Raw genomic sequence first — 25,486 nt, 5'->3', positions numbered from 1 at the left:
GTCGCCGGCCGGTGTCCCCCCAGGGGGCACCGGCCGACGGAGACCCCAGCACAGCAGAGGACCGAACTGCACGAAGGGGAAGCCATGACAGCGACGACCGACGGAAGCACCGGGGCCGCACATCCTCGCACGGTCCCGGGCGATCCGACCGACACGACCACCACGGCGGGCGGGGTGCTCGACGCCGCCCGCCGGGCCGCGGAACGCTCCGTCGAGCACCTCCTCGGCAGACAGGACGAGCAGGGCTGGTGGAAGGGCGACCTCGCCACCAACGTCACCATGGACGCGGAAGACCTGCTGCTGCGTCAGTTCCTCGGTATCCAGGACCCCGACACCCTCAGGGCCGCCGCCCTCTTCGTCCGCGGCGAGCAGCTGGGCGACAGCACCTGGGCCACTTTCCACGGCGGGCCGAGCGACCTCTCCGCCACCATCGAAGCCTATGTGGCGCTGCGACTGGCCGGCGACCGGCCCGACGAGCCGCACATGGCCCGGGCCGCCGCCTGGGTGCGGGACCAGGGCGGGATCGCCGCCTCCCGGGTGTTCACCCGGATCTGGCTCGCCCTCTTCGGGTGGTGGAAGTGGGAGGACCTCCCGGAGCTCCCGCCCGAATTGATGTTCTTTCCTTCCTGGGTACCGCTCAACATCTATGACTTCGGCTGCTGGGCCCGCCAGACCATTGTTCCGCTGACCATCGTCTCGGCGACGCGGCCCGTACGGCCGGCACCGTTCTCCCTCGACGAGCTGCACACCGACCCCTCCCGCCCCAATCCGCCCGTGCGCAAGGCCTCGCCGGTGAGCTGGGACGGTGTCTTCCAGCGGCTCGACAAGGCGCTGCACCTCTACCACCGGATCGCCCCGCGCAGGCTGCGCCGGTTCGCGATGAACGCCGCCGCCCGCTGGATCATCGAACGGCAGGAGAGCGACGGCTGCTGGGGCGGGATCCAGCCGCCCGCCGTCTACTCCGTGATCGCCCTCCACCTGCTCGGCTACGAGCTCGACCACCCGGTGATGCGCGCCGGACTCGCATCGCTGGACCGGTTCGCCGTGTGGCGCCCCGACGGCGCGCGCATGGTCGAGGCGTGCCAGTCACCGGTGTGGGACACCTGCCTCGCCACCATCGCCCTGGCCGACGCCGGTCTCCCGCCGGACCATCCGGCGCTGGTCAAGGCCGCCGACTGGATGCTCGCGGAGGAGGTCACCCGACCGGGGGACTGGTCGGTGCGCAGGCCGCGGCTCGCGCCCGGCGGATGGGCGTTCGAGTTCCACAACGACAACTACCCGGACATCGACGACACCGCCGAGGTCGTCCTCGCCCTGCGCCGGGTCCGTCACCCCGACCCCGCCAGGGTTGAGGCCGCCATCGAGCGCGGAGTGCGCTGGACGGTCGGGATGCAGTCGCGGGGCGGTGCCTGGGGCGCCTTCGACGCGGACAACACCAGCCCCTTCCCCAACCGGCTGCCCTTCTGCGACTTCGGCGAGGTGGTCGACCCGCCCTCCGCCGACGTCACCGGCCACGTCGTGGAGATGATGGCCTACGAAGGGCGCGCCGACGACCCGAGCGTGCGCCGGGGAGTGGAGTGGCTCCTCGCCGAACAGCACGCCGCCGGCGGATGGTTCGGCCGCTGGGGCGTCAACTACGTCTACGGCACGGGGTCGGTGGTGCCCGCACTGGTCGCCGCCGGGCTGCCCACCACCCATCACGCCGTCCGCGGCGCCGTACGGTGGCTGGAGTCCGTCCAGAACGACGACGGCGGCTGGGGCGAGGACCTGCGCTCCTACCAGGACAGCAAGTGGATCGGCCGGGGCGAGTCGACCGCCTCGCAGACCGCCTGGGCGCTCCTCGCCCTGCTGGCCGCAGGTGAGCGAGAGAGCCCCGCCGTCACCCGGGGCGTGACCTTCCTGACCCGGACCCAGCAGGAGGACGGGTCCTGGGACGAGCCGTTCTTCACCGGAACCGGCTTCCCCTGGGACTTCTCCATCAACTACCACCTCTACCGTCAGGTCTTCCCGCTCACCGCACTGGGGCGCTACGCCCACGGTGATCCGCTCGCCGCCCGGGTCGCGCGCCCGGCGGCGATCTGATGGGCGGGCCCCCGCCCCCCACCCGTCCGCCGGCACCGCTGCTCGTCGCCTGCGCCCTCGGCATCGAACAGCTGGCCCTGCGGAGCGGGCCGCGCGGTGGCGGTCCGGTCACCGTCCTGCGGACGGGGATGGGACCCCGGGCGGCCGAGACCGCGCTGGGGCGCGCGCTGGCCCGGGAGGAGATGCGCGGCGCCGCCGTCATCGCCTCCGGGTTCTGCGCAGGCCTCGCGCCCGGCATGCACCCGGGTGATCTCGTGGTCGCCGGGGAGACCCGGTCCGCCGAGGGGAGAACCGCCTGTGACGGTGTTCCCCTGCTGGTCGACGCCGTCTCCCGGCTCTTTCCCGGCCGGACCGTGCACACCGGCCCCCTGACCGGCTCCGACCACGTCGTGAGGGGCGCCGAACGGGCGGCCCTCGCCAGGACCGGGGCCATCGCCGTGGACATGGAGTCCGCGGCGACCCTCTGTACCGCTCTGCGTCACGGCCACCGCCCGGTTGCGGCCGTACGGGTGGTCGTGGACGCTCCAGAGCATGAGCTCGTCCGGGTTGCCACGGTACGCGGTGGAATATCAGCTTTCCGCGTTCTTCGTGCCGTCCTGCCTGCCTTTCATGAATGGCACCGTTCTTTGTTGCTCCCCCGGAGGTGAGCCAGATGGTCATGCCGCTCCGCCAAACCATCAAGGTGGCGACGTACCTTGTCGAACAGAAGATCCGCAAGCGTGAGAAGTTCCCGCTGATCGTCGAGCTGGAACCCCTGTTCGCCTGCAATCTCGCCTGCGAAGGCTGCGGGAAGATTCAGCACCCCGCCGGAGTGCTCAAGCAGCGCATGCCGGTGGCCCAGGCCGTCGGGGCTGTGCTCGAGTCGGGTGCGCCGATGGTGTCCATCGCCGGTGGCGAGCCGTTGATGCACCCTCAGATCGACGAGATCGTGCGTCAGTTGGTGGAGAGGAAGAAGTACGTCTTCCTCTGCACCAACGCCATGCTGCTGCGCAAGAAGATGGACAAGTTCACCCCCTCGCGGTACTTCGCCTTCGCGGTCCACATCGACGGGCTGCGCGAGCGGCACGACGAGTCCGTCGCCAAGGAAGGCGTGTTCGACGAGGCGGTGGCGGCGATCAAGGAGGCCAAGAGACGGGGCTTCCGGGTCACCACCAACTCCACCTTCTTCAACACCGACACCCCCCAGACCATCATCGAGGTGCTCGACTACCTCAACGACGACCTGAAGGTCGACGAAATGATGATCTCGCCCGCGTACGCCTACGAGAAGGCACCGGACCAGGAGCACTTCCTCGGTGTCGAGCAGACCCGTGAGCTCTTCAAGAAGTCCTTCGCGGGCGGCAACCGGGCGCGCTGGCGCCTCAACCACTCGCCGCTCTTCCTCGACTTCCTGGAGGGCAAGGCGGACTTCTCCTGCACCGCTTGGGCCATCCCGAACTACTCCCTCTTCGGCTGGCAGCGCCCCTGCTACCTGATGAGCGACGGGTACGTCCCCACGTACCGGCAGCTCATCGAGGAGACCGACTGGGACAAGTACGGCCGGGGCAAGGACCCGCGCTGCGCCAACTGCATGGCGCACTGCGGCTACGAACCCACCGCCGTGCTCGCCACCATGGGCTCGCTCAAGGAATCGCTGCGCGCAGCCCGGGAGACGGTCACCGGCAACCGGTAGATCCGGGGAGGGCGGTCGTGGCCGGGCACCTGGGCCGCGACCGCCCTCCGTCACCAGAGAGGGGGCACCGACATGACCTTGCTGGAGTCCATCGGGGGACCCGGGGACCTCGCGCCGCTGAGCGCACCGCAACCGACCGAACTCGCCTCGGACATCGAGTCTTTCCCCGTGCAGGCGATCTCCCGCAGCGGCGGCCGCCTCGGTCCCGACCTCGGCGTGGTCGAACTCGCCGTCGCCCTGCACCGGGTCTTCGACTCGCCGCGCGACCGCATCCTGTGGGACACAGGTCACCAGAGCTGCGCGCACCAGCTCCTCACCGGCCGCCAGGACTTCTCCCCCCTGCGCGCCAGGGGCGGCGGCCTGTCGGGCCACCCCTGCCGTGCGGAGTCCGCGCACGACGTGATCGAGAACTCGCCCGCCTCCACGGCCCACGGCTGGGCGGACGGCCCAGCCAAGGCGAACGACGTGCTGGGCAGGGACGACCACGTCGTCGCGGTCACCGGTGACGGCGCCCTCACCGGCGGCATCGCCCGGGAGGCGCTGAACAACATCGCCCCCGGGGACCGGCGGGTCGCCGTGGTCGAGGACAACTGCCGTACCGGAGGCGACGGCCGGGCGGTCGGGCAGGCGCTGCGGGACGCGGGGGCGGACGTACCCTTGCGGACCTTCGGGATTCCCGGGGAATTCCTCGCCCACGCCAAGCGCGGCGAGGTACTGGCGGACATCGGGCTGACCCCCGTGGAGATCGCGGGCGGGATCGGCGCGGCCCTGACCGGGCGGTCCGGAGTGGGTGGCGCGGCGGCCGGGAGCTTCGGGGAACGAGGACGAGTGGCGCGCGGAAAGAAGAAGGAGACGAGCGGCGAATGAAGGACGACAGGGAAGGCGGCGCCGCGGGCGCCGGCAAAGGATTCGACCTCACCACGCTGCTCGCGGAGCGCGGCGCGGAGCGGTACGACCTGCACACGCGCCATCTCAACCACCAACTGCCGCGCATGCTGCACACCATCGGCTTCGACAAGGTCTACGAACGGGCCGAGGGCGCGTACTTCTGGGACGAGGAGGGCAACGACTACCTCGACATGCTCGCCGGATTCGGCGTGATGGGCCTCGGCCGCCACCACCCGGTCGTCCGCAAGGCGCTGCACGACGTGCTCGACGCCTCCCTCGCCGACCTCACCCGCTTCGACTGCCAGCCGCTGCCGGGCCTCCTCGCCGAGAAGCTCCTCACCCACAGCCCCCATCTCGACCGCGTCTTCTTCGGCAACAGCGGCACCGAGGCCGTCGAGACGGCGCTCAAGTTCGCCCGCTACGCCACCGGAAAACCGCGCATCCTCTACTGCACCCACGCCTTCCACGGCCTGACCACCGGCTCGCTCTCGGTCAACGGCGAGGACGGCTTCCGCGACGGCTTCGCGCCGCTGCTCCCGGACACCGCCATCGCCCTCGGCGACCTCGACGCGCTGCGCCGCGAACTCGAACGGGGCGACGTGGCGGCGCTGGTCGTCGAACCCATCCAGGGCAAGGGGGTGCACGCCTCCCCGCCCGGCTTCCTGCGCGAGGCCCAGGACCTCCTGCACCGCCGCAAGGCGCTCCTGATCGCCGACGAGGTGCAGACCGGCCTCGGGCGTACCGGCGACTTCTACGCCTACCAGCACGAGGAGGGCGTCGAGCCCGATCTGGTTTGCGTGGCCAAGGCGCTCTCCGGCGGCTACGTGCCGGTGGGGGCGACGCTCGGCAAGGACTGGATCTTCAAGAAGGTGTACTCCTCCATGGACCGGGTGCTGGTCCACTCCGCGAGCTTCGGATCGAACGCCCAGGCGATGGCGGCGGGGCTCGCCGTCCTCTCGGTCATGGAGGACGAGGAGACCGTCGCCCACGCCCGGCGTACCGGCGACCTGCTGCGGACACGGCTCGGCGCGCTGGTCGACCGGTACGAGCTGCTCCACGAGGTGCGTGGGCGCGGGCTGATGATCGGCATCGAGTTCGGGAGGCCCTCGTCGATCAAGCTGCGCGGGCGGTGGACGATGCTGCAAGCCGCGCGGAAAGGGCTCTTCGCCCAGATGGTTGTCGTACCGTTGCTGCAGAAGCACCGGATCCTCACCCAGGTGTCCGGCGACCACCTCGAGGTGATCAAGCTGATCCCTCCCCTGATCATCGGCGAGCCCGAGGTCGACCGCTTCGTGACCGCCTTCGAGTCGGTGATGGACGACGCCCACGGCGGGGGCGGCTTGATGTGGGACTTCGGGCGGACCCTGGTGAAGCAGGCGGTTGCGGGCCGGTGACCCATGGAGACCGCTGGACCACCTCGGAGCGGTTTGCCTCTGAGGCAAGAAATTTGCCTCAGAGGAAAGTCGGTGGCGCAATGGAGACATGAATCCTCCCGACGGAGGGGTGGCCGACGACCTCCCCGGCGTCGCTCCCCGCCTGCGCGAACTGCGCCGGAGCCGCAGCCTCACCCTGGAGGCCGCCGCACAGCGGGCCGGACTCTCCCCGGCCCACCTCTCCCGGCTCGAGACGGGGAACCGGCAACCCTCGCTGCCGGTGCTCCTCGGTCTCGCCAGGATCTACGGCACGACCGTCTCCGAACTCCTCGGCGAGATCCCCCCGGAGCGCGACGCCATCGTGCGCGGCGGCCGCTTCGACGGACCGGAGGCGGACGGCTGGATGTACCGCCGGGCCGGCGGCCCGGGCCGCGCCATGCAGGCTCTGCGGGTACGCGTCCCCTACGGCGCCCAGGGCGACCTGGTGCGCGTCCACCCGGGGGAGGAGTGGCTCTGCGTTCTCGAAGGGCGGCTCCGGCTCAGCCTCGGTGAATCCGCGCACGAACTCGGGCCGGGCGACAGCGCCCACTTCGACTCGCTCACCCCGCACCGGATCGCCGCTGCCGGCCCGGAGGGCGCCGAGCTGATCTTCGTGCACACCCTGTTGCAGAGCCCCGCCGCCGAGCTGTGCCTCGGCGACGGGACCCGTCGGCGCTGACCGCGCCCGGCGCCCACGCCTCGCCATCACCTCCGACGCCCGGACCCCGGGCGTCCGGCAGAGAGGACCGTCATGTACGACTCGGAGCACTACGACCCGCTGACCCCCCGGCCGACCGGTGAGGTCCGCGACACCCACGAACGGAAGATGCCGCGCGGGGTGGTCATCCGGCTCATCGCCTACCTGGTGGCCGGACACGTCGTCGCGGCCTTCCTGTACATCCTCTTCGCCGTGGCCGGAGGCAATCAGTAGCCGGACCGGTCTCCCGACGGGTACGGACGTGCGGGTGCGGACTGATCCAGCAGTCGCTCGCGCAGCCGCTCCCGGGTCTCGCCGGAGAGCCCCAGCCCGTCCGCGAAGTACCGATCGGTGGTGCCCCAGTTCTCCTCGATGGTGGCGAAGGCGGCGTCGAGGTAGTCGATGTGCGCCCCGAAGAGCGGGTTGAGCAGGCTCATCACCTCGGTGGAGACGACCGGGTCGGCGCTGTCGCCGCGCCGCAGCCGGTACCGGCGGTGGGCGTCGTTCGACTTGAGGTAGTCCGCCGCGATCGCGTCGCGCTCCACCCCGACCGCGAGCAGCGTCACCGCTATCGTCAGGCCCGCCCGGTCCTTGCCGGCGGCACAGTGCATGAGCGCCGGCACGCTGTCCCGCGCCAGTGCGTGCAGCACGCGGCTGTGCTCGGTCGTGCGGTCGGTGATGATCGAGCGGTACGAGGCGAGCATCCGCTCCTTCCCCTTGCCGTCGGCGAGCAGCGAGCGCAGCTGCGCGATGTCGCCCTCGCGCACCAGACGCCAGAATCCGGCCCCGTCGGCCGGGTCCGAGAGCGGGATGCGGACGTTGCGCACGCCCGCCAGCTCCACGTCGAAGCCGTCGAGCTTCTGATCGGCCGCGTTGCGGAAGTCGAAGACCGTGTGCAGGCCGAGCCGGCCGAGGAAGACGGCGTCCTCGGCGGTGGCGGCGGCGAGGTGACCGCTGCGGAAGAGCCTCCCGTGTCGTACGCGCCGCCCATCGGTGGTGGGCAGCCCGCCCACGTCCCGGAAGTTGCGGACCCCGCTCAGCTCGGGTTCGGCCGGCGAGAACTGCGGCACCTGCGTCACAGCGGCTCCTGAGTGCTCCAGCGCGCCGGCGCTGCTCGCCGACGTCGGCTCGTCGCGACCCTACGACATCCGTTCCCGGAGCCGGTGTGCCGACGGTGGGTCCGGACGGCTGCGTGACCCCCTTCAGGGCCGCGTGCGACATGTCCGTATTGTAGTTGTTTAACCCAACATCACCCGTTTATAAGGGAGATGGCGGGTGATCTCGTGAGCGGGATCATATCGGTGACGGTGCGTGGCCGTGAGGCCGGGGGGACGTCCGGCCGTCACGCGGAAATTCAAGATCGCGAATCCACGGAGGGTGACGGGAAAACGGGGCCGATATCAGCGCACGGATTCCGTTCCGGTTGCCACGGCTTGTTCCGTCCGACCCGGCTCGATTACGTTCACCCTCAATCCGGACGGACCGCCTAATCCTGCCGCCGCCCGGAATTCGAACTCACCTATGCGTGGCAGGAGCGGGGGACCCAGGTAAGCCGCCGACCGGAGTTGTTCCGGACGGCTCGGGGTGAAGTCGCGTTCAGCGCGACCGGGCATCTCCAGCCCGAACCCGACAGCTCACCTCGTAGGCGCCGGAGAGGAATTCCCCATGCCCATCCCGGGTAACCACCGTCGTAAGAAGTCCGGCCCGATCGCTCGCGGCGTCCTCGCCGCAGGAGCCGGCGGCGCTGTTCTCGCCCTGCCGCTCCTCGGCGCCACGGGTGCCCACGCCGCCGAGCGGACGGCCCCCGCCGCCGCCCAGTCCGCGCCGGCCGCCCAGCAGTCCGCCACGACCTACCGGGTCGTCTCCGGCGACTACCTGGCGAAGATAGCCGCCCAACACAAGATCAAGGGCGGCTGGGAGAAGCTCTACCAGGACAACCGCGAGGTCGTGGGCGACAACCCGAGCCTGATCCTGCCGGGCATGAAGCTGACGCTCGGCGCCCACGCGTCCACCTCCTCCCCGGCCGCCTCCGCCGCGAAGGCCGAGACGGAGACCGGGGCGAAGACGGCGACCACGACCGGGACGAAGGCCGCCCCGGCGACCACGACGGAGTCCGCCGCGCCGGCCACCAAGGCCGCCGACAGCAACAGCTCCGGCTGGGTCACCCCGATCGCCAACGCGACCGTCACCACCCAGTACCACGCCTCCGGCTCCATGTGGTCCAGCGGCTACCACACCGGCTCCGACTTCAGCGCCGCCACCGGCACCGTCATCCGTGCCGTCGGCCCGGGCACCGTCGTCTCCGCCGGTTACGACGGCGCCTACGGCAACGAGGTCATCATCAAGCACGCCGACGGCATGTACTCCCAGTACGCGCACCAGTCGCAGCTGATGGTCTCGGTCGGCCAGACCGTCACCGGCGGCCAGCAGATCGGTCTCTCGGGTGCCACCGGAAACGTCACCGGCCCGCACCTCCACTTCGAGATCCGCACCACCCCGAGCTACGGCTCGGACGTGGACCCGATCGCCTACCTGCGTTCGCACGGCGTCTCCATCTGAGACAGAAACCATTGACGGTCGTCACGATCCGTCAGGGTTCGAGGGGCGGTACGCGCAAGCGTGCTGCCCCTCCACTTATTCCGGCTTTACCAAAACCTGACCGGGTGGTCTATCTCACCCACCGTCAACCCCCTCTTTCGGTCGCGTAGGTCACACGGGAAGGGGCAAGATACGTGGCCGTGGCAATCGATTCGAGAATCCAGAAGACAGACATCATCGGGTCGTACGCGGCGATCGGCGACAGTTTCACCGAAGGTGTCGGAGACCCCGGACCCGACGGGACCTATGTCGGCTGGGCGGACCGCTTCGCGGTCCTCCTGGCGGACCAGCTCCCCGCCCTCGACGGGGCGACGCACTCCGATTCCCCGCACGGAAATTTCCGGTACGCCAATCTCGCGGTACGCGGCCGGCTCCTCGACAGAATCGTCGCGGAACAGGTACCGCGCGCCAAGGAGCTCGCACCGGACCTGGTGACCTTCTGCGCCGGAGGCAACGACGTCATCCGCCCCGGCACCGACCCGGACGACCTGGCCGAACGCTTCGAGCGCGCGGTCGCCGAACTCACCGACGCGGTCGGCACCGTCATGGTCACCACCGGGTTCGACACCCGCGGCGTACCGGTGCTGCGCCACATGCGCGGCAAGATCGCCACCTACAACGTCCACCTGCGCGCCATCGCGGACCGCTACCACTGCCCGGTCCTGGACCTCTGGTCCCTCCGCTCGATCCAGGACCGGCGCGCCTGGGACGACGACCGGCTCCACCTCTCCGCCGAGGGGCACACCCGGGTGGCACTGCGCGCCGCGCGGGTCCTCGGCATGGACACCCCGGCCGATCCCGACCAGCCCTGGCCCCCGCAGGCCGAGCGGAACACCTACGAAGTGCGGCGCGACAACATCCAGTGGGCCCGCGAACACCTCGTCCCGTGGATCGGCCGCCGACTGCGCGGCGAATCCTCCGGCGACACCGTCGCCGCGAAGCGCCCGGACCTGCTGCCGCTCTGAGCGGCGCGGCGCCGCGGGTCCGCTACACCAGGGGAAGGCGGGGGCGTGACGGGCCCGGCGGTGCCGCACCGCCCGCCACCGCCGGAATCCGCTCCAGGACGCCCCCGGCGAACACGTCGTACAACGGCAGCGACTCCAGGTGCACGTACCCGATGTGGCAGTCACAGACCGCCAGCGGGCACGCCCTCGGACCGAGCGCCTCGCGGTAGCTGCCGTCGTAGAGGTTGCCCAGCTCCGCCTTGACGAAGTGACACCGCCGCACGGTGCCCTCGCCGTCCACCGAGATCACCGACTGCCCCGTCCGGCAGGGCAGGCCGGCGGAGCGGTGCGGGTGGCGGCTGTACGGGAAGAGCGGGTCGAGCGCCGTCCAGTGCTCCGCCTCCGCGTCGGTGTAGGTACGCCCTTCGGCCGCGTTCACCCAGAGGTAGACCTGGTCGGGGAGGGCGGCGCGCAGCCGCCGCGCCTCGGCCAGATGCTCTTCGAACCCCACGACGCCCACGCTGTGACGCACCCCTAGCGCGGCCAGCTCGCGGCACTTGCCGAGGAACCGGTCGTACGCGGTCTGCCCCGGGTGGTACGTGCACCAGAGCGCGACCCGCTCCCGGTCCGCCTCGGCAAGCCACCCGGTGCGGCCGCTGAGGTTCGTCTGGATCGCGACCCGCTCCACCTGCGGCAGGTGGGAGAGTTCCACCAGCGCGCGCCGGTACCAGGACCGCACCAGCCCCTCTCCCCACGGGGTGAAGAGCACCGAGAGCCGGTCCCCGCTGCGCGCCGCGACCCACGCCGTGAAGCGTTCGAGCGCGGCCCGGTCGGCCGCCAGCTGCTCCCGGCTGTCCCGCCTCTTGGCGAACGGGCAGTACGGGCAGGCGTAGTCGCAGGAGGCGAGCGGGCCCCGGTAGAGGATCGTCAGGTCCACGGGGCCGCTCACTTCGCCTCGTACACGGCCATCGCGGCGCGTACGGCGGGCGAGAAGAGCGCGGGGCCGAGCGCGTCGGAGTGGGCGAGGCCCTCCGGGGAGAGCCGTAGCCGACCGTCCCGGTCCCCGCTGCCGTCCAGCCAGCCGAGCGCGGCGAAGCGTGCCAGCTCTTCGGGGAAGTCGTCGTGCGGGTCGGTGCCGAACCGCTGCCGGTACTCCGCGCGCGGCAGCCCGGCGGCCTGCAGCAGTGACTGCAGGAGGTGGCGTCGCCGGGCCTCCTCCCCGTCGACGCGCCGGCCGAACTCGGCGCGGGCGAAGTCCTCGGTGGCGGTGAAGCGGTCGATGATGGCGCGGATCTCCTGCATCCCGACGGCGTAGTCGAAGGAGTAGTGGAGCCGCGAGGTGTACGAGCGGGCACCGCAGCCCAGGCCGATCATGCCGTCGGTCTGGCAGGCGTAGTCGTCCGGGCCCTGCGGGGGAGCGTCCGCGCGGCGGAACATCCGCAGGGAGACCTGGTCGTACCCGTGCGCCAGCAGATGGTCCCGGCCGGCCCGGTAGAGGCAAAGGCGCTGGGCGTCCCAGGCGGCGTCCGACGCGGCCCCTCCACCGGCGAGCCTGCCGAGACCGGTCAGCGGACGGACGTAGAGCGGGTAGAGGTACAGCTCCTCGGGGTGCCAGGCGAGGGCTGCGTCCAGCGAGGTGAGCCAGCTCCGCTCGGTCTGCCCGTCGATGCCGTAGATCAGGTCGATGTTGAGGACCGGTATCCGGGTGGCGCGGATGCGGCCGAGCGCGGCTTCGACGTCGGACCTGCGCTGCGGGCGGACCGCCGCGCGGGCCTCGCCGTCGACGAAGCTCTGCACGCCGAGGCTGATGCGGGTGGTGCCCCGGTCGGCGAGGAGCGCGAGCCGGTCCGCGGTCGCCGTGGCGGGCGACGACTCGACGGAGAGGGGTACCGCACGCAGATCCACCCCCATCCGCTTCTCGGCGATGTCGCAGAGGCGCTCCAGCTCGCCGGCGGTCAGGAAGGTGGGCGTACCGCCGCCGAACGCCGCGGCGGCGAACCGCACCGGCCCGGTGTCCCCCAGCGCGTCCCGCACGGCGGTCGCCTGCCGGTCGAGGGCGTCGAGGTAGCGGGTGGTCAGTTCCCCCGGAGCGCCGATCCGGGTGAAGAGGTTGCAGAAGCCGCAGCGGACCTCGCAGAACGGTATGTGGGCGTAGAGCTGGAGTGCCCGTTTGTCTTCGCCGGCCCACTCCTCGCGCAGCGACGGGCGGTCGGGCAGCGGTCGGTAGGCGGTCTTGTGCGGGTAGGCGTAGACGTAGCTCTGGTACGGCCTGATGGGGGTGGGGGCCGCGGTCGGCGCGACGGGTCGGGCGGTGGGAGTGGTGGGCGTGGTGGTCATGGTCGGATCAGGCCCCCGGTTCGAGGAAGAAGTGGGCGTACGGAACCGTCCAGACGGCCTCGTGGCCGAGTCGGTGCCCGGTGTAGCCGTCGTCGCCGTAGGCGGTGCCGTGGTCGGAGCAGACGATGGCGAAGCACCGGCGACGGCGGCTCGCCGCCGCGAAGAGCCGGCCGATGTGCCGGTCCACGTACTCCAGCGCGGCCGCGTGCGTCGCCCGCGTGTCGCCGACCTCGGCGGTGGCGCCCGGCAGGTGGAACCAGTTCGGCTGGTGGAGCGCCGAGACGTTGACGAAGAGGAAGAGCCGCCGATCGTCCGGGAGCGCCGCCACGACCTCCTCGGCCCGGGTCACCTGGGACTCGAACGAGACCCGTGAGGCCACCCCGAACTCCGGCTCCCAGTGGCTCTCCGCGAAGAGACCGGGCAGCACCGCGCCCAGCGGCGGCTGCCCGTTGAAGAAGCCCACGCCGCCGATGCACACCGTGTGGTAGCCGACCGTCTCCAGCGCCCCCGGCAGATCGGGGGAGTCGTACACGAAGGTTCGCCCGGCGGTCGTCTCGCTGCCCGCGAAGCGTGCGGCGAAGAGACGCGGGTGCGGCCCCGGAGAGGCCGGGGTGGGCAGGAAACCGGCGAAGATCGCCTGGTGGGAGGCGTAGGTGAAACTCCCGGGGGCGTGCCGCTCCTCCCAGACGCCACCGGGGAGGTGCCGGGCGAGGTGCGGGAGACGACCCGCCGCCAGGAGTTCGGCGGCGATGTCGTACCGCAGGGTGTCGAGCGTGACGAGCAGCAGATCGTGGCTGCCGACGACGGCGTTCATGTCGGGACCTCCGCCGCCCGGTGAACGGTCCGGGGCGCGCTTCCCGGTGGAATCCGTGCCGGCCGCGGCGTCCGCGTGGTCAGGGGGCAGCGATGGCACGGTCGGTCCTCGGTCGTTCTTCCGGTGTCGGTGTCGGTGTCGGTGTCGGTGTCGGTGTCGGTGTGTGCACCTGTGCGTGTGGAGGGCCGGCGCGGTTGTCCGCGCGGGACCGGAGAGCGGCGACCTGGGCGGCGTACGTGTCCAAGCCCTCGGCTCCGCTGCCCGGCAGGCCGGTGAGGCCGGGGAGCAGATCGCCGAACGCGTTGACCTCGCCCACGGCGAACCGCCGCCAGCCGGTGGCGGGCAGCAGATCGACCCCCACACACAGCGTCCCGGGGAAGCGGGCAGCCGCGCGTTCACAGATCGCCAGTGCCTCCGGCCAGCTGCCGCCGGCCGCGGCCACCGCCTCGCGGACCCCGTCCAGATCCCCGCGGGACCCGCCGAGATGCAGATTGGTCAGGGGCGAGCGGCTCGTCCGCACGACGGCGTGCGTCGCCCGGCCCGCGACCACCACGACCCGCAGATCGGCGGAACGGCCCTGCTGCGACGCCTTGGGGAGCCAGCGTTCGACGTGCAGTCCGTCCGGGGCGAGCGCGTCCACCAGGGCGGCGACCTCCCGCTCGGTGGTGTACCGCCGCACCCGCAGGGAGTTGAACAGCCTTCCCCGCCCGTCCCGTTCCACCGAGGTGGTCGCCTGGACCCGGCCGGGCCCGGCCGTCTCCACCGCCAGCACGCCGGAGGCCGACGAGCCGTGCGCCAACTTCACGAACGCCCGGGGCATGCGGTGGTCCCGCAGGAGCTTCCGCAGGTGTTCCCAGTCCCGGACCGCGGGCGCGGCCGGCCCCGAAGTGGGCGAGGCAGGCACCGGTACCCCCGCTCCGTCGAGTACCGCATGGCAGAGCCGCTTGTCGAAGAGGCGGGCCAATTCGGCCGGATCGTGCAGCAGTTCGCCGCCCACGGCCGATACCTCCGCGGCCACCGAACGGACTGCGGCGAGGAAGTTCGCGTACCAGAGCGCCGATCCCTCCACCCGGGTCGGATCTCCGACGCCGCGCAGCAGGCGCTCGACCTCGAAATCCTCGCCCGGCGAGTCCAGGCGCACCGACTCGCCGGTCCGGAAGCGGGCCCGGCCGCGCAGGACGTCCAGCCACGGCACGACCCGTACCTCCGGCAGCCCGGCGGCGCGCACCGCGTCCCGGAAGAACGCGACCCGGCGGTTGAGCGGGTTGCCGACGACGGCCAGTGCCGTGGAAGCCGCCGGGCCCCGCGCCGGGCGCGGTCCCGGGCTATGCGCGGACCGCGGCGTACCGCTCATCGTCCCCACCCGGGTGCTCGGTCTCCGTCGCGCAGCTCATTCCGCCACCGCCGTGTACCTGTTCTCCCGCCCGCCGTCGCCCCAGGGCGTGTTGCGGTCGGAGAGGTCGACCCGGACGCCGTGCGGTTCCAGCGCCGCGACGAGCCGCTGTTCCATCGCCTCGCCGAGGAAGTGGTGATGGAGGTCGAGCACGTCGAGATGGGTGAGCGGCTGGCCTTCGAGCAGCGCCGCGGCGCCGTCGTCGCCGAGGACGCCGTTCGACAGGTCCAGCGTGCGCAGCCGCGCCACCACCGGGGCCGAGGCGACGGCCGCCGCGATCTCCTCCTGGATCTCACTGTTGCGCAGGCCGAGGTGGTGCAGAGCCGGAAAGCGCGTGCCGGACAGCAGGGGGGCCAGATCCGGTATCCCGCTGTCACCGCCGTACGCCGAGACACCGAGCCAGAGGTCCAGCTTCTCCAGCGCGGGGAGCTCACTGTCCAGGACACCGCGCACCACCTCGGCCGGCAGACCCCCCGACTCGATCGTGAGGGAGCGCAGCCCCGTGTGACGGGTCGGCGGGAAGACCAGACCGGTGCCACCCCGCACCCCCAGCTCCACCAGCCGGGGATAGGCGCTGAGCAGCGCCGTCACGTCCGACTGCTCGATCCAGGAGATCTCCGCCTCCTCCAGGACCAGGTCGCCGACGAAGACGGCTTCCAGGGAGGTCAGCCGGCCGGCCGCGGCGGTCACCAGGCCGATGGGGTGCGCGGAGTCGCAGTCGTACGCCTCCCCCCACTGACCGATGATCAGCGCCCGGACACCGGCCGGGTCCACCGTCCTCAGGAACAGCTCGAAGGCCTGTTCCCAGCTGGTGGCCGGCTCGTCCGCGTACGGATCGACCCGAAGACGCCAGGCCGCGGCGCCGGCCCCGGGGAGCGAGGGTCCGCCGGTCCGCAACTCGAAGTCGACGGTGGGAAGGCCGTGGAACTCGCTCAGGTGGTGCGTGATGGTCATGACCCGAAACTCCGGTGTGCCGGGGACGTTTGTCTGCCGCAAGGTCTATCAAGTGCCACTGACACCACCGCGTCCGGGAGGGGTCCCGCCGCGTCCGGGAGGGGTCCCGCCGGAAACGCGCGATTGTCAGACCCACCTCCTAGCGTTCTCGGCAGGGGTCGGCGCACGGGGCGCCGCACCGGAGGGGAGACGTCCGTGTACCGGCAGGGCGACGTACTGATCATGGCGGTGGAGAAGTCGGAGGTGCCCGCGCGGCTCGTGGACGCGCCGGGTGAACTGCGCGACGCCCGGGGCCGTCTGGTGCTCGCGCTGGGCGAGGTCACCGGACACGCGCACGCCGTGCGGGGGCCCGGCCGGCTGATACGCGAGGCGGGGACGTTCGGGCCGATGCTGCTCCACCTCCCCGACGGCGGACGGGTCGTCCACGAGGAGCACGCCGCGATCACGCTCCCGAAGGGCTGGTTCCGGGTGGTGCGTCAGCGGGAGTACGTCCCGGGCGCCTTCCGCGTCGTGGCCGACTGACGGGCACCGCCCTGGCGAGGCGCGTCGGGACGGGCCGGCCCACCGCCGGCGCGCCCGGCCGCACCGGACCGGGAGCGCCGCGGGTGGACGCGGGCACCGACGGAGCACGACCACACGGACGAAGCAGAGACACGGGACGGAAGAGGACAGGAGCGGGAATGACGACGCGGGACGTGACCTCGTGGAGGGCGGTGGCAGCGGCCACCGGAGCGGCCGACCGGACGGCGGCGGAGGACGGCATTCGCCTGGCCTACCGCACCGCAGGGCTGACGGAGCCCGCGAGATTCGTCTGGGCGGACTCGCCCAGGGCGGCCGTGGAAGCGGTGGAGCAGCTCGACGGTGCCGGGAAGTCGGTGCGGGAGGAGGTGCGCACCCGGCCGTGGGCGCACGAACGCCGAAGCACCTACGACGCGTTGGGGGCGATGGGATGGGCCGCGCGCTGGTCGGCCACCGGAGCGCAGCTGTGGGACACCACCTCGGCCCTGGCCGAGCGCATCCGCGCGGGTGTCGTGGCCGAGCTCGCCGGGAAGTCCGGCGACGAGACCGCGGTGCGGCTGGTCCTGCTGGACGCGGTACTGGGGCAGCACGACGCGGCATGGCTCGCCGCCTTCGAGGAGAGCGAGCGACTGGCGGGCCTCGCCCAGGTGGCGCGGAACGCCGGCTGGTGGTGGCCCTACGAGAACGCCGTCGTGGTGGCCGAGCGCCCCGAAACCCTGCACCGTGACGAAGCGGGGCGCCTCGACCGGGCGGACGGCCCCGCGCTCGCCTACCGCGACGGGTTCGCCCTCCACGCCTGGCGTGGCATGCCGGTGCCGGCCGCCTTCCTCGAAGAACTCGACTCCCTGACCCCCCAGCGGATACGCGAGGAGGCCAACGCCGAGCTGCGCCGTGTGATGCTCGAGCACTTCGGCTACGACCGCTACCTGGAGGAGTCCGCGGCCGAACCGGTCCACCGGGACGAGACGGGCGTCCTCTGGCGCGTGCCCCTGCCCGGCGACGAGGACGTCGTGATGGTCGAGGTCGTCAACTCCACCCCGGAGCCCGACGGCACCCACCGCACCTACTGGCTGCGGGTACCGCCGTCGACCCGCACGGCGAAGGACGGGGTCGCGTGGACCTTCGGACTCGGAGGTGAGGAGTACGCCCCCCTGCGCCAGACCTGAGGAGCGGACGCCCGCCGGACCCGAGGACGGTGCACCGCCACGCCGGAGCCGGGGAACGGGACCTTCGGGGGCTCGGGCGGCGCCGTCCCGCACCGCACCGGAGGAATCTTGAAGGCCGCACGCACGTTGGACGGGCATGACGTCTCCCGATTCCGCGCAGGACGACCTCCTGCGACTCGTCGCCGCCTCGCACGGCGGAGTGCTGGTGACCCTGAGGAAGAACGGCCGGCCCCAGCTGTCGAACGTGAGCCACGCCTACGACCCGCGAGCCCGGACCATCCGGGTCTCCGTGACCGAGGAGCGGGCGAAGACGCGGAACCTGCGCCGCGATCCCCGGGCGAGCTACCACGTGACGAGCGAGGACCGCGGGGCCTGGACCGTCGTGGACGGGACGGCCGAGCTGACCCCTCCCGCCGCCGATCCGCACGACGCCACCGTCGACGCGCTGATCACCCTCTACCGCGACGTCCTCGGCGAGCACCCCGACTGGGACGACTACCGGCAGGCGATGGTGCGGGACCGCAGGGTCGTCCTCACCCTCCATGTCGAGCACGTCTACGGGCAGCCGGGTGCCTGACCCGATACGCGTGGGGAGCCGGGCGGGCCCTCGCACGGGCCCGCCTGAGCACATAATAGGAAGAGATCGAGCTCCCCAGGAGATGCTGTGACCGGCGCCGACTTCATGACCCCCCTCCGCTCCCGACTGCGCTCGATGCGCACCGACGCCTTCGGGGCCGACCCGACGGGCGCCCGGATGGAGCGCATCCGTCGTTCGCCCCATTTCGCCGACGGCGTCTTCCAGAACCCGGTGGGAGCCCGGACCCGGCCCTCGGGCTCGGCCGCGGACTTCGCGAAGATCTACTTCGACAAGGAACGCCGGGCACGCAGGGCTCCGGCCGGAACCCTTCCGGTGCACGCCACGACCTTCGCCGACCTGGCGCGGCCCGCCGCCTCGGGTCTGCGGCTGACCTGGATGGGCCACTCCAGCGTCCTCGCCGAGATCGACGGCAGCCGCGTGCTGTTCGACCCGGTCTGGGGCGAGCGCTGCTCCCCGTTCGCCTTCGCGGGTCCCAAGCGCCTCCATCCCGTACCGCTGCCGCTCACGGCACTCGGCTCCGTGGACGTCGTCGTCATCTCCCACGACCACTACGACCACTTGGACCTGCCGACGATCCGCGCACTCGCCCGGACGGACACCGTCTTCGCCGTGCCGCTCGGCGTCGGCGCCCACCTGGAGCACTGGGGCGTTTCGCCCGAGCGCCTGCGTGAACTCGACTGGAACGAGACCACCGAAGTGGCGGGCCTCCGGCTCACGGCGACCCCCGCGCGGCACTTCTGCGGGCGCGGCGTGCGCAGCGGGCAGCACACCCTCTGGGCCTCCTGGGCCGTCGAGGGCCCCGACCACCGGATCTACCACAGCGGCGACACCGGCTACTTCCCCGGCTTCAAGGAGATCGGGGCCGAGCACGGGCCGTTCGACGCCACCATGATCCAGATCGGCGCCTACTCCGAGTACTGGCCGGACATCCACATGACGCCCGCCGAGGGGATCCGCGCGCACCTCGATCTCCAGGGCGGACGCCCTCACGGTGTCCTGATGCCGATCCACTGGGGCACCTTCAACCTGGCGCCGCACGCGTGGGCCGAGCCCGGAGAGTGGACCCGGGAGGCCGCGGCGGCGGTCGGCCAGCCGGGCGCCTTTCCCATTCCCGGGCAACCGTTCGAACCGTCCGGCGAGCTGCCGACCGCGCCGTGGTGGCGGGGCGTGGGATACGTACCCGACCAGGCGTGGCCCGGTCCCGACATGCCGGAGGACTCGGCGCACGACGCCCTCGAACTCGTGACGGAGGAGTGACGAGGGGGGAGTGACGAGGGGGGAGTGACAAGGGGGAGCGACGAGGAGGAAAGGGCCGCCGCGTGGGGGACCGCCGACGCCGTGGTGAGGGCTCGGGTCCGGCCTCCCGGTGTCCCCGGCCCGGCCGGTCGGAGTGCGTGCGCCGGGCCCACCGCCGCGGAGGCGGCGGGCCCGGCGTCTCCGTCAACGCGTGAAGGTGAACCAGTTGATGTTGACGAAGTCCGAGCTGCTCCCGGAGAAGACCAGGTAGACGTCGTGGACTCCGGTCGCGGAGGCGACGATGTTGGCGGGGACGGTCTGCCAGGACTGCCAGCCGCCGTTGTTCGCGATGTTGATCTCCGCGACCTGCGGGCCGGTGGCGCTGTCCAGTCGTACCTTGATCGCGCCGCTCACGCCCGCGGCGGCACCCGAGGCGAGCCGGGCCTTGAACTGGGACGGCGAGGCCGGACCGAAGTCCAGGGACGAGAACTTGAGCCAGTCGCCGTTGGCGATGTAGCCGACGTCCTGACCGCCGCCCGAGTCGGAGCAGCTCTCCGTCGTGGTGCCGCTCTGGGACGCGTAGGACTCGGCCTGGATGGTGCCGTAGGCGCTGGTGCCGGAGCCGCCGGTGCCACCGGAACCGCCCGAGCCCGACCCCGCGCCCAGGGAGATGGTCCACGACGTGGGGGCGCCGTCCTGGATGTGGCCGTCGACGGGGGCGGAGTTGGTGGGGCCGACGTCGTCGTACGGGAAGGCGTAGCCGATGCTGGCGTACTGGTGGACGAGCCGGGCGTAGTGGTTGGTGACGGGATCCGTGTAGTACTGCGACGGGGACACCCCGTCGGGCTGGTTGTTGCCGCCGGCCACCAGCAGGCTGCTGCGGTTGAGCGCGGCGGAGAGCCGGGCCGCGATCGCGCCGCGCGCGTCGCCGTTGGAGTTGTAGAGCGGTCCGGAGGCGCAGCCGAAGATGTCTACCGCGCTGGGCTTGGTGAACGGGACGCCGTTGGTGTTCAGGCCCGAGAAGACAAGGGCGCCACCGGAGACGGTGCCGGTGTACGAGCCGATGCCGCCCTGTCCGTTCACGGTCAGCGGGGTGGAGGAGTAACGGCTCCACACCCGGTTGAGGTAGTCGTCCCAGTAGGAGCCGAAGTCCACCGGGGAGTGCGAGGGCGCGAGGACTCGCAGCACCCCGCCGGAGGAGTCGTTGACCACCAGCCGGTCCCAGGGTGCGCCGTCGCGTGCGTGCTGCGCCTGCAGACCGGAGGCGATGGAGCCGAGTGCGCCGTTGGGCAGCGGGCTGACCGTCTGGTTGCCGGAGCTGCCGGTGCTGGACATGGAGACCGGCAGGCCGACCATGTCGACGTAGGAGATGTTGGCGTACAGGTTGGCGCTGTTGAAGGTGAACTCGCAGAAGGTCCAGTTCGTGTTCCAGTTGGGGTCGGAGCTGGTGAGCGCCGGCTGGACCACGCCGGGCACCGTGCCCGGGTTGACGAAGAACTTGAGCTTCTGGCCGATGGAGAACCAGACCCGGCCGCCGATGATGAAGCCGGCCAGGTTCACTTTGGTGGCGGCCGAGCCGGACGCGCCCAGCGGGATGGCGTAGTCGGCGATCGGGGTCACCGCCGAGGACGGGTTGGGCAGCCGGTTCAGGGCACCGTTCGCGGAGACGAACACCGGCCAGCCGCTGCTGTCCGTGCCGGAGATGTACGCGTACACGGTGTTGCTTCCGGAGTTGTTCCGGAGCGACACCGGCAGGGGGGCGCTCGCCGCCGACGCCTCGGAGGCGAACGGTGAAAGCGGGGAGAGGACGGTCGCGCCGACTGCGGTCGCGCCGGCTGCGGTGAGGAAGGAACGTCGAGAGACCACTGACCCTCCCAAAGGGGGTGATGACCCGTCAGAACAGCGACGGGGTGGGGGTGTTGCCCGAAGGCGAACGTGACGCTATTGGGCTGGACCAATAAGGGTCAAGGGATGCGCCGAACGAGTTTGGGAGCGCTCTCAACCGCAGCCCCCGTCGCCGCCGCGTACGGGCGGCCCCGGCGTTAGGCTGGGCACGACCGGGCGGCCTCACCTCCCGCGTCGCCGCCCAGCGTTGAGGAGCGCCCGCCTTGCCCGACCAGTCCCCAGGTTCCCGGCCCACCCTGGAAGCCGTCGCGGCGCGAGCCGGGGTCTCGCGGGCCACCGCGTCCCGGGTCGTCAACGGGGGCGACGGAGTGCGCAAACCCCTCGTGGACCGGGTGCGCCAGGCGGTCGAGGAACTGCAGTACATCCCGAACCACGCGGCGCGCACCCTCGTCACCCGGCGGACCGGGGCGGTGGCGGTGGTCATCGCCGAACCGGAGACCCGCATCTTCTCCGACCCCTTCTTCTCCCGTCAGCTCCGGGGCATCGGCAAGGAACTCGCCGAACAGGACACCCAGTTGGTGCTGCTGATCGTCGAAGGACCGGGCGACTTCGACCGGATCGAGCGGTATCTGTGCGGCGGTCACGTCGACGGAGCTCTGGCGTTCTCCCTGCACACCGACGACCCGTTGCCGGGCATCACCCGACGCGCCGGGCTGCCGACGGTCTACGGCGGGCGCCCGAGCTGGACCACGCCTCCCGGCGAGCGCACCGCCTCCTACGTGGACGCGGACAACCGGGGCGGCGCCCGGGCGGCCGTACAGCACCTGCGGGACCAGGGGCGGCGGCGGATCGCCTGTATCTGCGGACCGCCCGACCAGACCTCGGCCCAGGACCGGTTCGACGGTTACCGGGACATCCAGCTCGACGTGGACCCGACGCTCGTCGCGGAGGGCGACTTCACCGTGGAGTCGGGGGCACGGGCCATGGAGGAACTGCTGGATCGGCGGCCCGACCTGGACGCGGTGTTCGCCGCGAACGACCTGATGGCCTCCGGCGCCCTGCGCGTCCTGGCCGAACGCGGGATCCCGGTGCCCGGCCAGGTGGCCGTGGTCGGGTTCGACGACATGGCGTCGGTGGCCGAGGCGACGGTACCGCCGCTGAGCACGGTGCGGCAGGACGTCGAGGGCCAGGGACGGCTCATGGCCAGGCTGCTCCTGCGCAACCTGGACCGGGACCGGGCTCGCCAGGGGGCGGAGGCGCCCGACTCGGTGATCACCCCGACCACGCTGGTCCGGCGGGCCTCCTCCTGAGCCGGTCACCCGCACCGCGCCGGTCCGGCGGGTCCGGAGCGGGCGGGCCGTCGCCGAGTGCACGGACTCGCCCAGAAGACGGCCCCGCCGTCCGGAAGGGCTCTCCGATCGGCATGTACGTGGGCTTCGCACGCTCCGGGGCCGGTGAAACGGACGTACGGGTGAGCGCCGCGCGGCGCCCACCCGTACGTCGGCGGGACGGTCAGACGTAGGGGATCTTCAGGACCGCCGCGTCCGTGCCGGTCTGCACCTGGGAGGTACCGCTTCCCAGGGCGTTCCAGATCTCCAGGCGGACGGTTCCGCCCGCGAGGTTGCCCAAGGTGCCGGTGGTCGCCTGCGCGCCCGCGGCCTGGGTGTACTCCTCCCACCCGGCGACCGGGTCGGTCGCGAAGTAGCGGTAGGTCTCGGTCCGGTCGAAGGTGCCGTCACCGGTGAGGTCGTAGCTGACCCTGACCTGCGGGGCGAGACCGACCGTCGCGCCCGCGTCGACCCGGAGGCGGAACGTCGTGGACGCCCCGGCCGAGAGGGTGCCGTTGACGCCTCTGATCTGGTAGGTCGTGGGCTTGTACGGCGTGCCGTCCCGGTTGACGCCGTCCGCCGAGGCGATCGTGTCCGTACCGGCGGCGCCGTCGGTGGCGGTGGTGAGGGTGCCCCCGGACTTCAGCCGGAAGGTGTTCCCGGTGGGGGTGCCCGTGCCGGGGTCGGGGTCGGTGGTGCCGCCGCCGGTGCCCGTGCCGGTGGCCGTGGAGCGGGCCGGTACGGAGAGGGTCGCGCCGTTGGTGAACGTGACGGTGCGGGCGGTGGTGCCGTAGTTGTGGGCGACGTAGGTGTTGACGCCGTTCTTGGCGAAGACGGCGGAGGTCGGAATGTCGCCGCTGATGCTCATGTCCGGGGCGCCGAGACTGTCGAGGGTGGTGATCCACTGGTAGGTGTGCGCCTTGGACTCACCCTGTTCCGGGGTGTAGCCCGCGTTGCCCGCGTCCCATTTGGCCTTCGCGGACGCCGGGTCGGCCAGGGCCTCGAACTCCCAGAGCAGGTCCCGCCATTCGACGGCCGGGCCGCCGTTCTCCCGCACCATCTCGGCGAGGTTCCGCTTGACGGTGGCCTTGTCGCGACCCAGGTACAGCGAACCGCCCGTGATCGGAAGGGTGTTGATGCCGTGGATCTCCTCCGGGTTCGCGGTCCACCAGGTGGAGTACGCGGCGCCGCTGCCCCAGACCATGCCGACCGTGTCGTGGCCGAAGGAGCCGGGGAAGACCTGCTGATCCGTGTCGAACCAGTACTGCTCGACCGCCTCGGACTCGGTGGTCAGCAGATAGCTGCCGAGATCGCGCAGCGAGGTGTCCCCGGTCGCCGAGCCCCACAGGACGAGAGCGGCGCTCAGGTTGGTCGACTCGGAGGAGGACTCCTGGTTGTTGCCGGCCGCGAAGCCCTGGTGGCCGGAGGCCCAGCTGTGGCCCGCGTACACGTCGAAGCCGCGCAGGAAGGGGAACGCGGTGTCGGTGCGGCTCGGGTTGGCGGTGTCACGGATCAGGTTCTTGACCATGGTGCCCCAGGCGGAGTCGGCGGCCCAGGTCTGGTCGTACTGGGCGACGATCGCCGCCGCGTACAGGTAGTAGCTGTAGTGGAAATGGTGGTCGTTCAGCTCGGTGTCACTGCCGTACGAGGCCGGGTAACCGGTGAGGGTCTTCCAGTCCTTGTCGTAGCTGAATTCGCTCGCGCCGCCCGCCGTGAACCACTCCTGGAGCCGGCCCTTCATCAGCCCCAGCAACTTGTCCCGGATGCCGGTCTGGCCGATCTGGTCCGCCACCGGGACCAGTTGGGCGAGGCGGCCGAGCGCCTTGCCGGTCCAGTAGGTGTCGGTGGCGCCCGAGAACGGGTCGGAGGCGTTCGCCACCTCGTTGAGGTACCCGGTCAGCCGGGCCTTGTCGACGCCGCTCACCGCGGGGAGGGCCGGCACCACGCCGGAACCCTTCTGGTTGGTGGTGAAGGACGCGGCCTCCCGCACCTTCATGGTGCCGCGCGGCGAGACGTACGTGTAGCCCGTGAGCGCGTCGGAGGTGTGCAGCCACTGGTGGCGGTAGAGCGCCTGGAGCGTCCCGCGCTCGGTGCCCTCCTTGGCCTCCGTGGTGAGGCTGTACGTCGCGCGGACCGTACCGCCGGTGGACTCCCAGGTCACCTTGGAGCCGGTGACGAAGCTGAAGGCGTACTTCCGGAAGGTCGCGAGCGCGTCGGTGGACGGCAGCACGGCGAGCGAGAAGTAGTCCTTGCCGCCGAGAGGAGCGGTGATCGTCGAGCCGGAAACCGTCCAGTCGGTGCCGGTCGGCGAGAAGAGCGCGTAGTGGTGTCCCGCGACGGTGATGCCGAGGACGTTGCCGTTGTCCGCGAAGACGGTGGGGGCACTCGCCGTGGTGATCCGGGCGTCGCCGCCGGAGCCCTTGGCGTACACGTACGGCAGGCCGTGCCCGATGGTGGTGCGCAGGGTGCGGGCGCCGTCCGACCAGTAGGGGGTGACCGTCCAGTCCGACCAGTCGTCGGCCTTGGTGTCGGGTGAGTTGAGTCCGCTGAGGCCGAGGGTCAGGTCGGCCTTGTGCGCGTACTCGTACTGGCGGCCGTCCCCGACGACCGCGGGCGTGGTCGGGTAGCCGACCTCCAGTCCGCCGGAGGTGGCCTGGTAGGTGAGGGGGTGGCCGTACATCGGGGTGGAGTACGGATTGTCGCCGTAGCGCTGGTAGGCGAGCGAGGTCCACCAGTCGTTGGTCGGCACCGGCTTGTTCCTGGCTGCCGCGGTCAGTTTGGGGGTGACCGGCGCGCCGGTGTTGGTGGTCGGCCCGGAGGTCCCGGCGGGGCGGGTGTCCGTATAACTGCCGGCGCCCGCGGTGATCGTGGCGGCCACCGCGGGGGATGCGGCGGTGCCCAGGCCGGCTGCGGCCAGGGCGAGAGCCAGGGCCATCGCGGCTGCGGGTCTTACGAGGGAGGCTTGCATGGGGCAGCACCTCGAGGTCAGGAGGGGGGACGGAG

General features: G+C 71.6%; 21 protein-coding genes, 1 pseudogene and 1 riboswitch. Of the genes and pseudogenes, 14 read left to right on the top strand and 8 right to left on the bottom strand.

What is annotated here, in order from left to right:
• The first annotated feature begins 84 nt into the window (after positions 1-84).
• From shc to PZB77_RS02955, 7 genes and pseudogenes are all read left to right on the top strand, one after another.
• Complete coding sequence (shc, locus tag PZB77_RS02985) at positions 85-2,082, top strand: squalene--hopene cyclase (RefSeq protein ID WP_275490943.1); 1,998 nt, start codon at positions 85-87, stop codon at positions 2,080-2,082.
• Positions 2,082-2,729: a 1-hydroxy-2-methyl-2-butenyl 4-diphosphate reductase gene (locus PZB77_RS02980; protein WP_275490942.1), complete on the top strand. Its 648-nt coding sequence runs from the start codon at positions 2,082-2,084 to the stop codon at positions 2,727-2,729. Before shc ends, PZB77_RS02980 begins: the two co-directional genes overlap by 1 nt.
• A 5-nt stretch (positions 2,730-2,734) precedes the next feature.
• The gene (hpnH, locus tag PZB77_RS02975) at positions 2,735-3,754 is read left to right on the top strand and encodes an adenosyl-hopene transferase HpnH (RefSeq protein ID WP_275490941.1); all 1,020 of its coding nucleotides are present in this window, start codon (positions 2,735-2,737) and stop codon (positions 3,752-3,754) included.
• 72 nt (positions 3,755-3,826) lie between these two features.
• Positions 3,827-4,495: pseudogene (locus PZB77_RS02970) on the top strand (1-deoxy-D-xylulose-5-phosphate synthase N-terminal domain-containing protein); the annotation flags it as partial.
• A gap of 122 nt (positions 4,496-4,617) precedes the next feature.
• The gene (locus PZB77_RS02965) at positions 4,618-6,036 is read left to right on the top strand and encodes an aspartate aminotransferase family protein (RefSeq protein ID WP_275490940.1); all 1,419 of its coding nucleotides are present in this window, start codon (positions 4,618-4,620) and stop codon (positions 6,034-6,036) included.
• An 88-nt stretch (positions 6,037-6,124) separates the two neighbouring features.
• Positions 6,125-6,733 (top strand): XRE family transcriptional regulator, encoded by a 609-nt coding sequence (locus PZB77_RS02960; RefSeq protein ID WP_275490939.1) that lies wholly within the window; start codon positions 6,125-6,127, stop codon positions 6,731-6,733.
• Between the two features lie 72 nt (positions 6,734-6,805).
• Positions 6,806-6,985 (top strand): DUF6126 family protein, encoded by a 180-nt coding sequence (locus PZB77_RS02955; protein ID WP_275490938.1) that lies wholly within the window; start codon positions 6,806-6,808, stop codon positions 6,983-6,985.
• Here PZB77_RS02955 and PZB77_RS02950 read toward each other — a convergent pair.
• Positions 6,979-7,830, bottom strand: coding sequence for a tyrosine-protein phosphatase (locus tag PZB77_RS02950; protein WP_275490937.1), 852 nt, complete (start codon positions 7,828-7,830; stop codon positions 6,979-6,981). The two genes, PZB77_RS02955 and PZB77_RS02950, sit on opposite strands and share 7 nt — an antisense overlap.
• A gap of 427 nt (positions 7,831-8,257) precedes the next feature.
• Positions 8,258-8,412: riboswitch (cyclic di-AMP (ydaO/yuaA leader) on the top strand.
• Between the two features lie 4 nt (positions 8,413-8,416).
• Here PZB77_RS02950 and PZB77_RS02945 point away from each other — a divergent pair.
• Together PZB77_RS02945 and PZB77_RS02940 are read left to right on the top strand one after the other, a co-directional pair.
• On the top strand, positions 8,417-9,310 hold the full coding sequence (locus PZB77_RS02945; protein WP_275490936.1) for a LysM peptidoglycan-binding domain-containing M23 family metallopeptidase: 894 nt from the start codon (positions 8,417-8,419) through the stop codon (positions 9,308-9,310).
• Between the two features lie 179 nt (positions 9,311-9,489).
• Positions 9,490-10,314 (top strand): SGNH/GDSL hydrolase family protein, encoded by an 825-nt coding sequence (locus PZB77_RS02940; RefSeq protein WP_275490935.1) that lies wholly within the window; start codon positions 9,490-9,492, stop codon positions 10,312-10,314.
• 22 nt (positions 10,315-10,336) lie between these two features.
• Here PZB77_RS02940 and PZB77_RS02935 read toward each other — a convergent pair whose 3' ends face one another.
• The 5 genes from PZB77_RS02935 to PZB77_RS02915 form a co-directional block, all read right to left on the bottom strand.
• Positions 10,337-11,230: an STM4011 family radical SAM protein gene (locus tag PZB77_RS02935; RefSeq protein ID WP_275490934.1), complete on the bottom strand. Its 894-nt coding sequence runs from the start codon at positions 11,228-11,230 to the stop codon at positions 10,337-10,339.
• Positions 11,231-11,238: 8 nt separating this feature from the next.
• A complete protein-coding gene (locus PZB77_RS02930) occupies positions 11,239-12,630 on the bottom strand; it encodes an STM4012 family radical SAM protein (RefSeq protein ID WP_275490933.1) in 1,392 nt (463 codons plus the stop codon).
• 7 nt (positions 12,631-12,637) lie between these two features.
• Complete coding sequence (locus PZB77_RS02925) at positions 12,638-13,444, bottom strand: STM4013/SEN3800 family hydrolase (RefSeq protein ID WP_275490932.1); 807 nt, start codon at positions 13,442-13,444, stop codon at positions 12,638-12,640.
• Positions 13,445-13,523: 79 nt separating this feature from the next.
• Positions 13,524-14,798 (bottom strand): STM4014 family protein, encoded by a 1,275-nt coding sequence (locus PZB77_RS02920; RefSeq protein ID WP_275490931.1) that lies wholly within the window; start codon positions 14,796-14,798, stop codon positions 13,524-13,526.
• Positions 14,799-14,834: 36 nt separating this feature from the next.
• On the bottom strand, positions 14,835-15,791 hold the full coding sequence (locus PZB77_RS02915) for an STM4015 family protein (protein WP_275490930.1): 957 nt from the start codon (positions 15,789-15,791) through the stop codon (positions 14,835-14,837).
• Between the two features lie 195 nt (positions 15,792-15,986).
• Between PZB77_RS02915 and PZB77_RS02910 the strand changes: the two genes are divergently transcribed.
• The 4 genes from PZB77_RS02910 (at position 15,987) to PZB77_RS02895 (ending at position 19,331) form a co-directional block, all read left to right on the top strand.
• Entirely contained in the window at positions 15,987-16,313 is a 327-nt protein-coding gene (locus tag PZB77_RS02910; RefSeq protein ID WP_275490929.1) for a hypothetical protein, read from the top strand.
• 158 nt (positions 16,314-16,471) lie between these two features.
• The gene (locus tag PZB77_RS02905; protein ID WP_275490928.1) at positions 16,472-17,476 is read left to right on the top strand and encodes a DUF6745 domain-containing protein; all 1,005 of its coding nucleotides are present in this window, start codon (positions 16,472-16,474) and stop codon (positions 17,474-17,476) included.
• Between the two features lie 136 nt (positions 17,477-17,612).
• Positions 17,613-18,053, top strand: coding sequence for a PPOX class F420-dependent oxidoreductase (locus tag PZB77_RS02900; protein WP_275490927.1), 441 nt, complete (start codon positions 17,613-17,615; stop codon positions 18,051-18,053).
• An 87-nt stretch (positions 18,054-18,140) separates the two neighbouring features.
• Positions 18,141-19,331 (top strand): MBL fold metallo-hydrolase, encoded by a 1,191-nt coding sequence (locus PZB77_RS02895; protein WP_275490926.1) that lies wholly within the window; start codon positions 18,141-18,143, stop codon positions 19,329-19,331.
• A gap of 183 nt (positions 19,332-19,514) precedes the next feature.
• Here the strand turns inward: PZB77_RS02895 and PZB77_RS02890 are convergent, their stop codons facing one another.
• Positions 19,515-21,176, bottom strand: coding sequence for a beta-1,3-glucanase family protein (locus tag PZB77_RS02890; protein WP_275490925.1), 1,662 nt, complete (start codon positions 21,174-21,176; stop codon positions 19,515-19,517).
• Positions 21,177-21,418: 242 nt separating this feature from the next.
• On the opposite strand from PZB77_RS02890, the gene PZB77_RS02885 reads away from it, so the two are divergent.
• Positions 21,419-22,465: a LacI family DNA-binding transcriptional regulator gene (locus PZB77_RS02885; protein ID WP_275490924.1), complete on the top strand. Its 1,047-nt coding sequence runs from the start codon at positions 21,419-21,421 to the stop codon at positions 22,463-22,465.
• Positions 22,466-22,667: 202 nt separating this feature from the next.
• On the opposite strand, the gene PZB77_RS02880 is transcribed toward PZB77_RS02885, so the two are convergent.
• A complete protein-coding gene (locus tag PZB77_RS02880) occupies positions 22,668-25,451 on the bottom strand; it encodes a glycosyl hydrolase (protein WP_275490923.1) in 2,784 nt (927 codons plus the stop codon).
• Positions 25,452-25,486 lie beyond the last annotated feature (35 nt).

The organism is Streptomyces sp. AM 2-1-1 (assembly GCF_029167645.1).
Classification (GTDB): domain Bacteria; phylum Actinomycetota; class Actinomycetes; order Streptomycetales; family Streptomycetaceae; genus Streptomyces.
Note: the sequence above shows the minus strand (reverse complement) of the source record. Positions and strands in the feature narration are given on the sequence as shown.

Excerpts from the sequence above, each read along its gene's own strand:
- hpnH (WP_275490941.1), top strand. The coding sequence starts at position 2,735 with ATGGTCATGCCGCTCCGCCAAACCATCAAGGTGGCGACGTACCTTGTC.
- PZB77_RS02925 (WP_275490932.1), bottom strand. The coding sequence starts at position 13,444 with ATGAACGCCGTCGTCGGCAGCCACGATCTGCTGCTCGTCACGCTCGAC.
- PZB77_RS02915 (WP_275490930.1), bottom strand. The coding sequence starts at position 15,791 with ATGACCATCACGCACCACCTGAGCGAGTTCCACGGCCTTCCCACCGTC.
- PZB77_RS02965 (WP_275490940.1), top strand. The coding sequence starts at position 4,618 with ATGAAGGACGACAGGGAAGGCGGCGCCGCGGGCGCCGGCAAAGGATTC.
- PZB77_RS02900 (WP_275490927.1), top strand. The coding sequence starts at position 17,613 with ATGACGTCTCCCGATTCCGCGCAGGACGACCTCCTGCGACTCGTCGCC.
- PZB77_RS02880 (WP_275490923.1), bottom strand. The coding sequence starts at position 25,451 with ATGCAAGCCTCCCTCGTAAGACCCGCAGCCGCGATGGCCCTGGCTCTC.
- PZB77_RS02920 (WP_275490931.1), bottom strand. The coding sequence starts at position 14,798 with ATGAGCGGTACGCCGCGGTCCGCGCATAGCCCGGGACCGCGCCCGGCG.
- shc (WP_275490943.1), top strand. The coding sequence starts at position 85 with ATGACAGCGACGACCGACGGAAGCACCGGGGCCGCACATCCTCGCACG.
- PZB77_RS02955 (WP_275490938.1), top strand. The coding sequence starts at position 6,806 with ATGTACGACTCGGAGCACTACGACCCGCTGACCCCCCGGCCGACCGGT.
- PZB77_RS02980 (WP_275490942.1), top strand. The coding sequence starts at position 2,082 with ATGGGCGGGCCCCCGCCCCCCACCCGTCCGCCGGCACCGCTGCTCGTC.
- PZB77_RS02960 (WP_275490939.1), top strand. The coding sequence starts at position 6,125 with ATGAATCCTCCCGACGGAGGGGTGGCCGACGACCTCCCCGGCGTCGCT.
- PZB77_RS02945 (WP_275490936.1), top strand. The coding sequence starts at position 8,417 with ATGCCCATCCCGGGTAACCACCGTCGTAAGAAGTCCGGCCCGATCGCT.
- PZB77_RS02905 (WP_275490928.1), top strand. The coding sequence starts at position 16,472 with ATGACGACGCGGGACGTGACCTCGTGGAGGGCGGTGGCAGCGGCCACC.
- PZB77_RS02930 (WP_275490933.1), bottom strand. The coding sequence starts at position 12,630 with ATGACCACCACGCCCACCACTCCCACCGCCCGACCCGTCGCGCCGACC.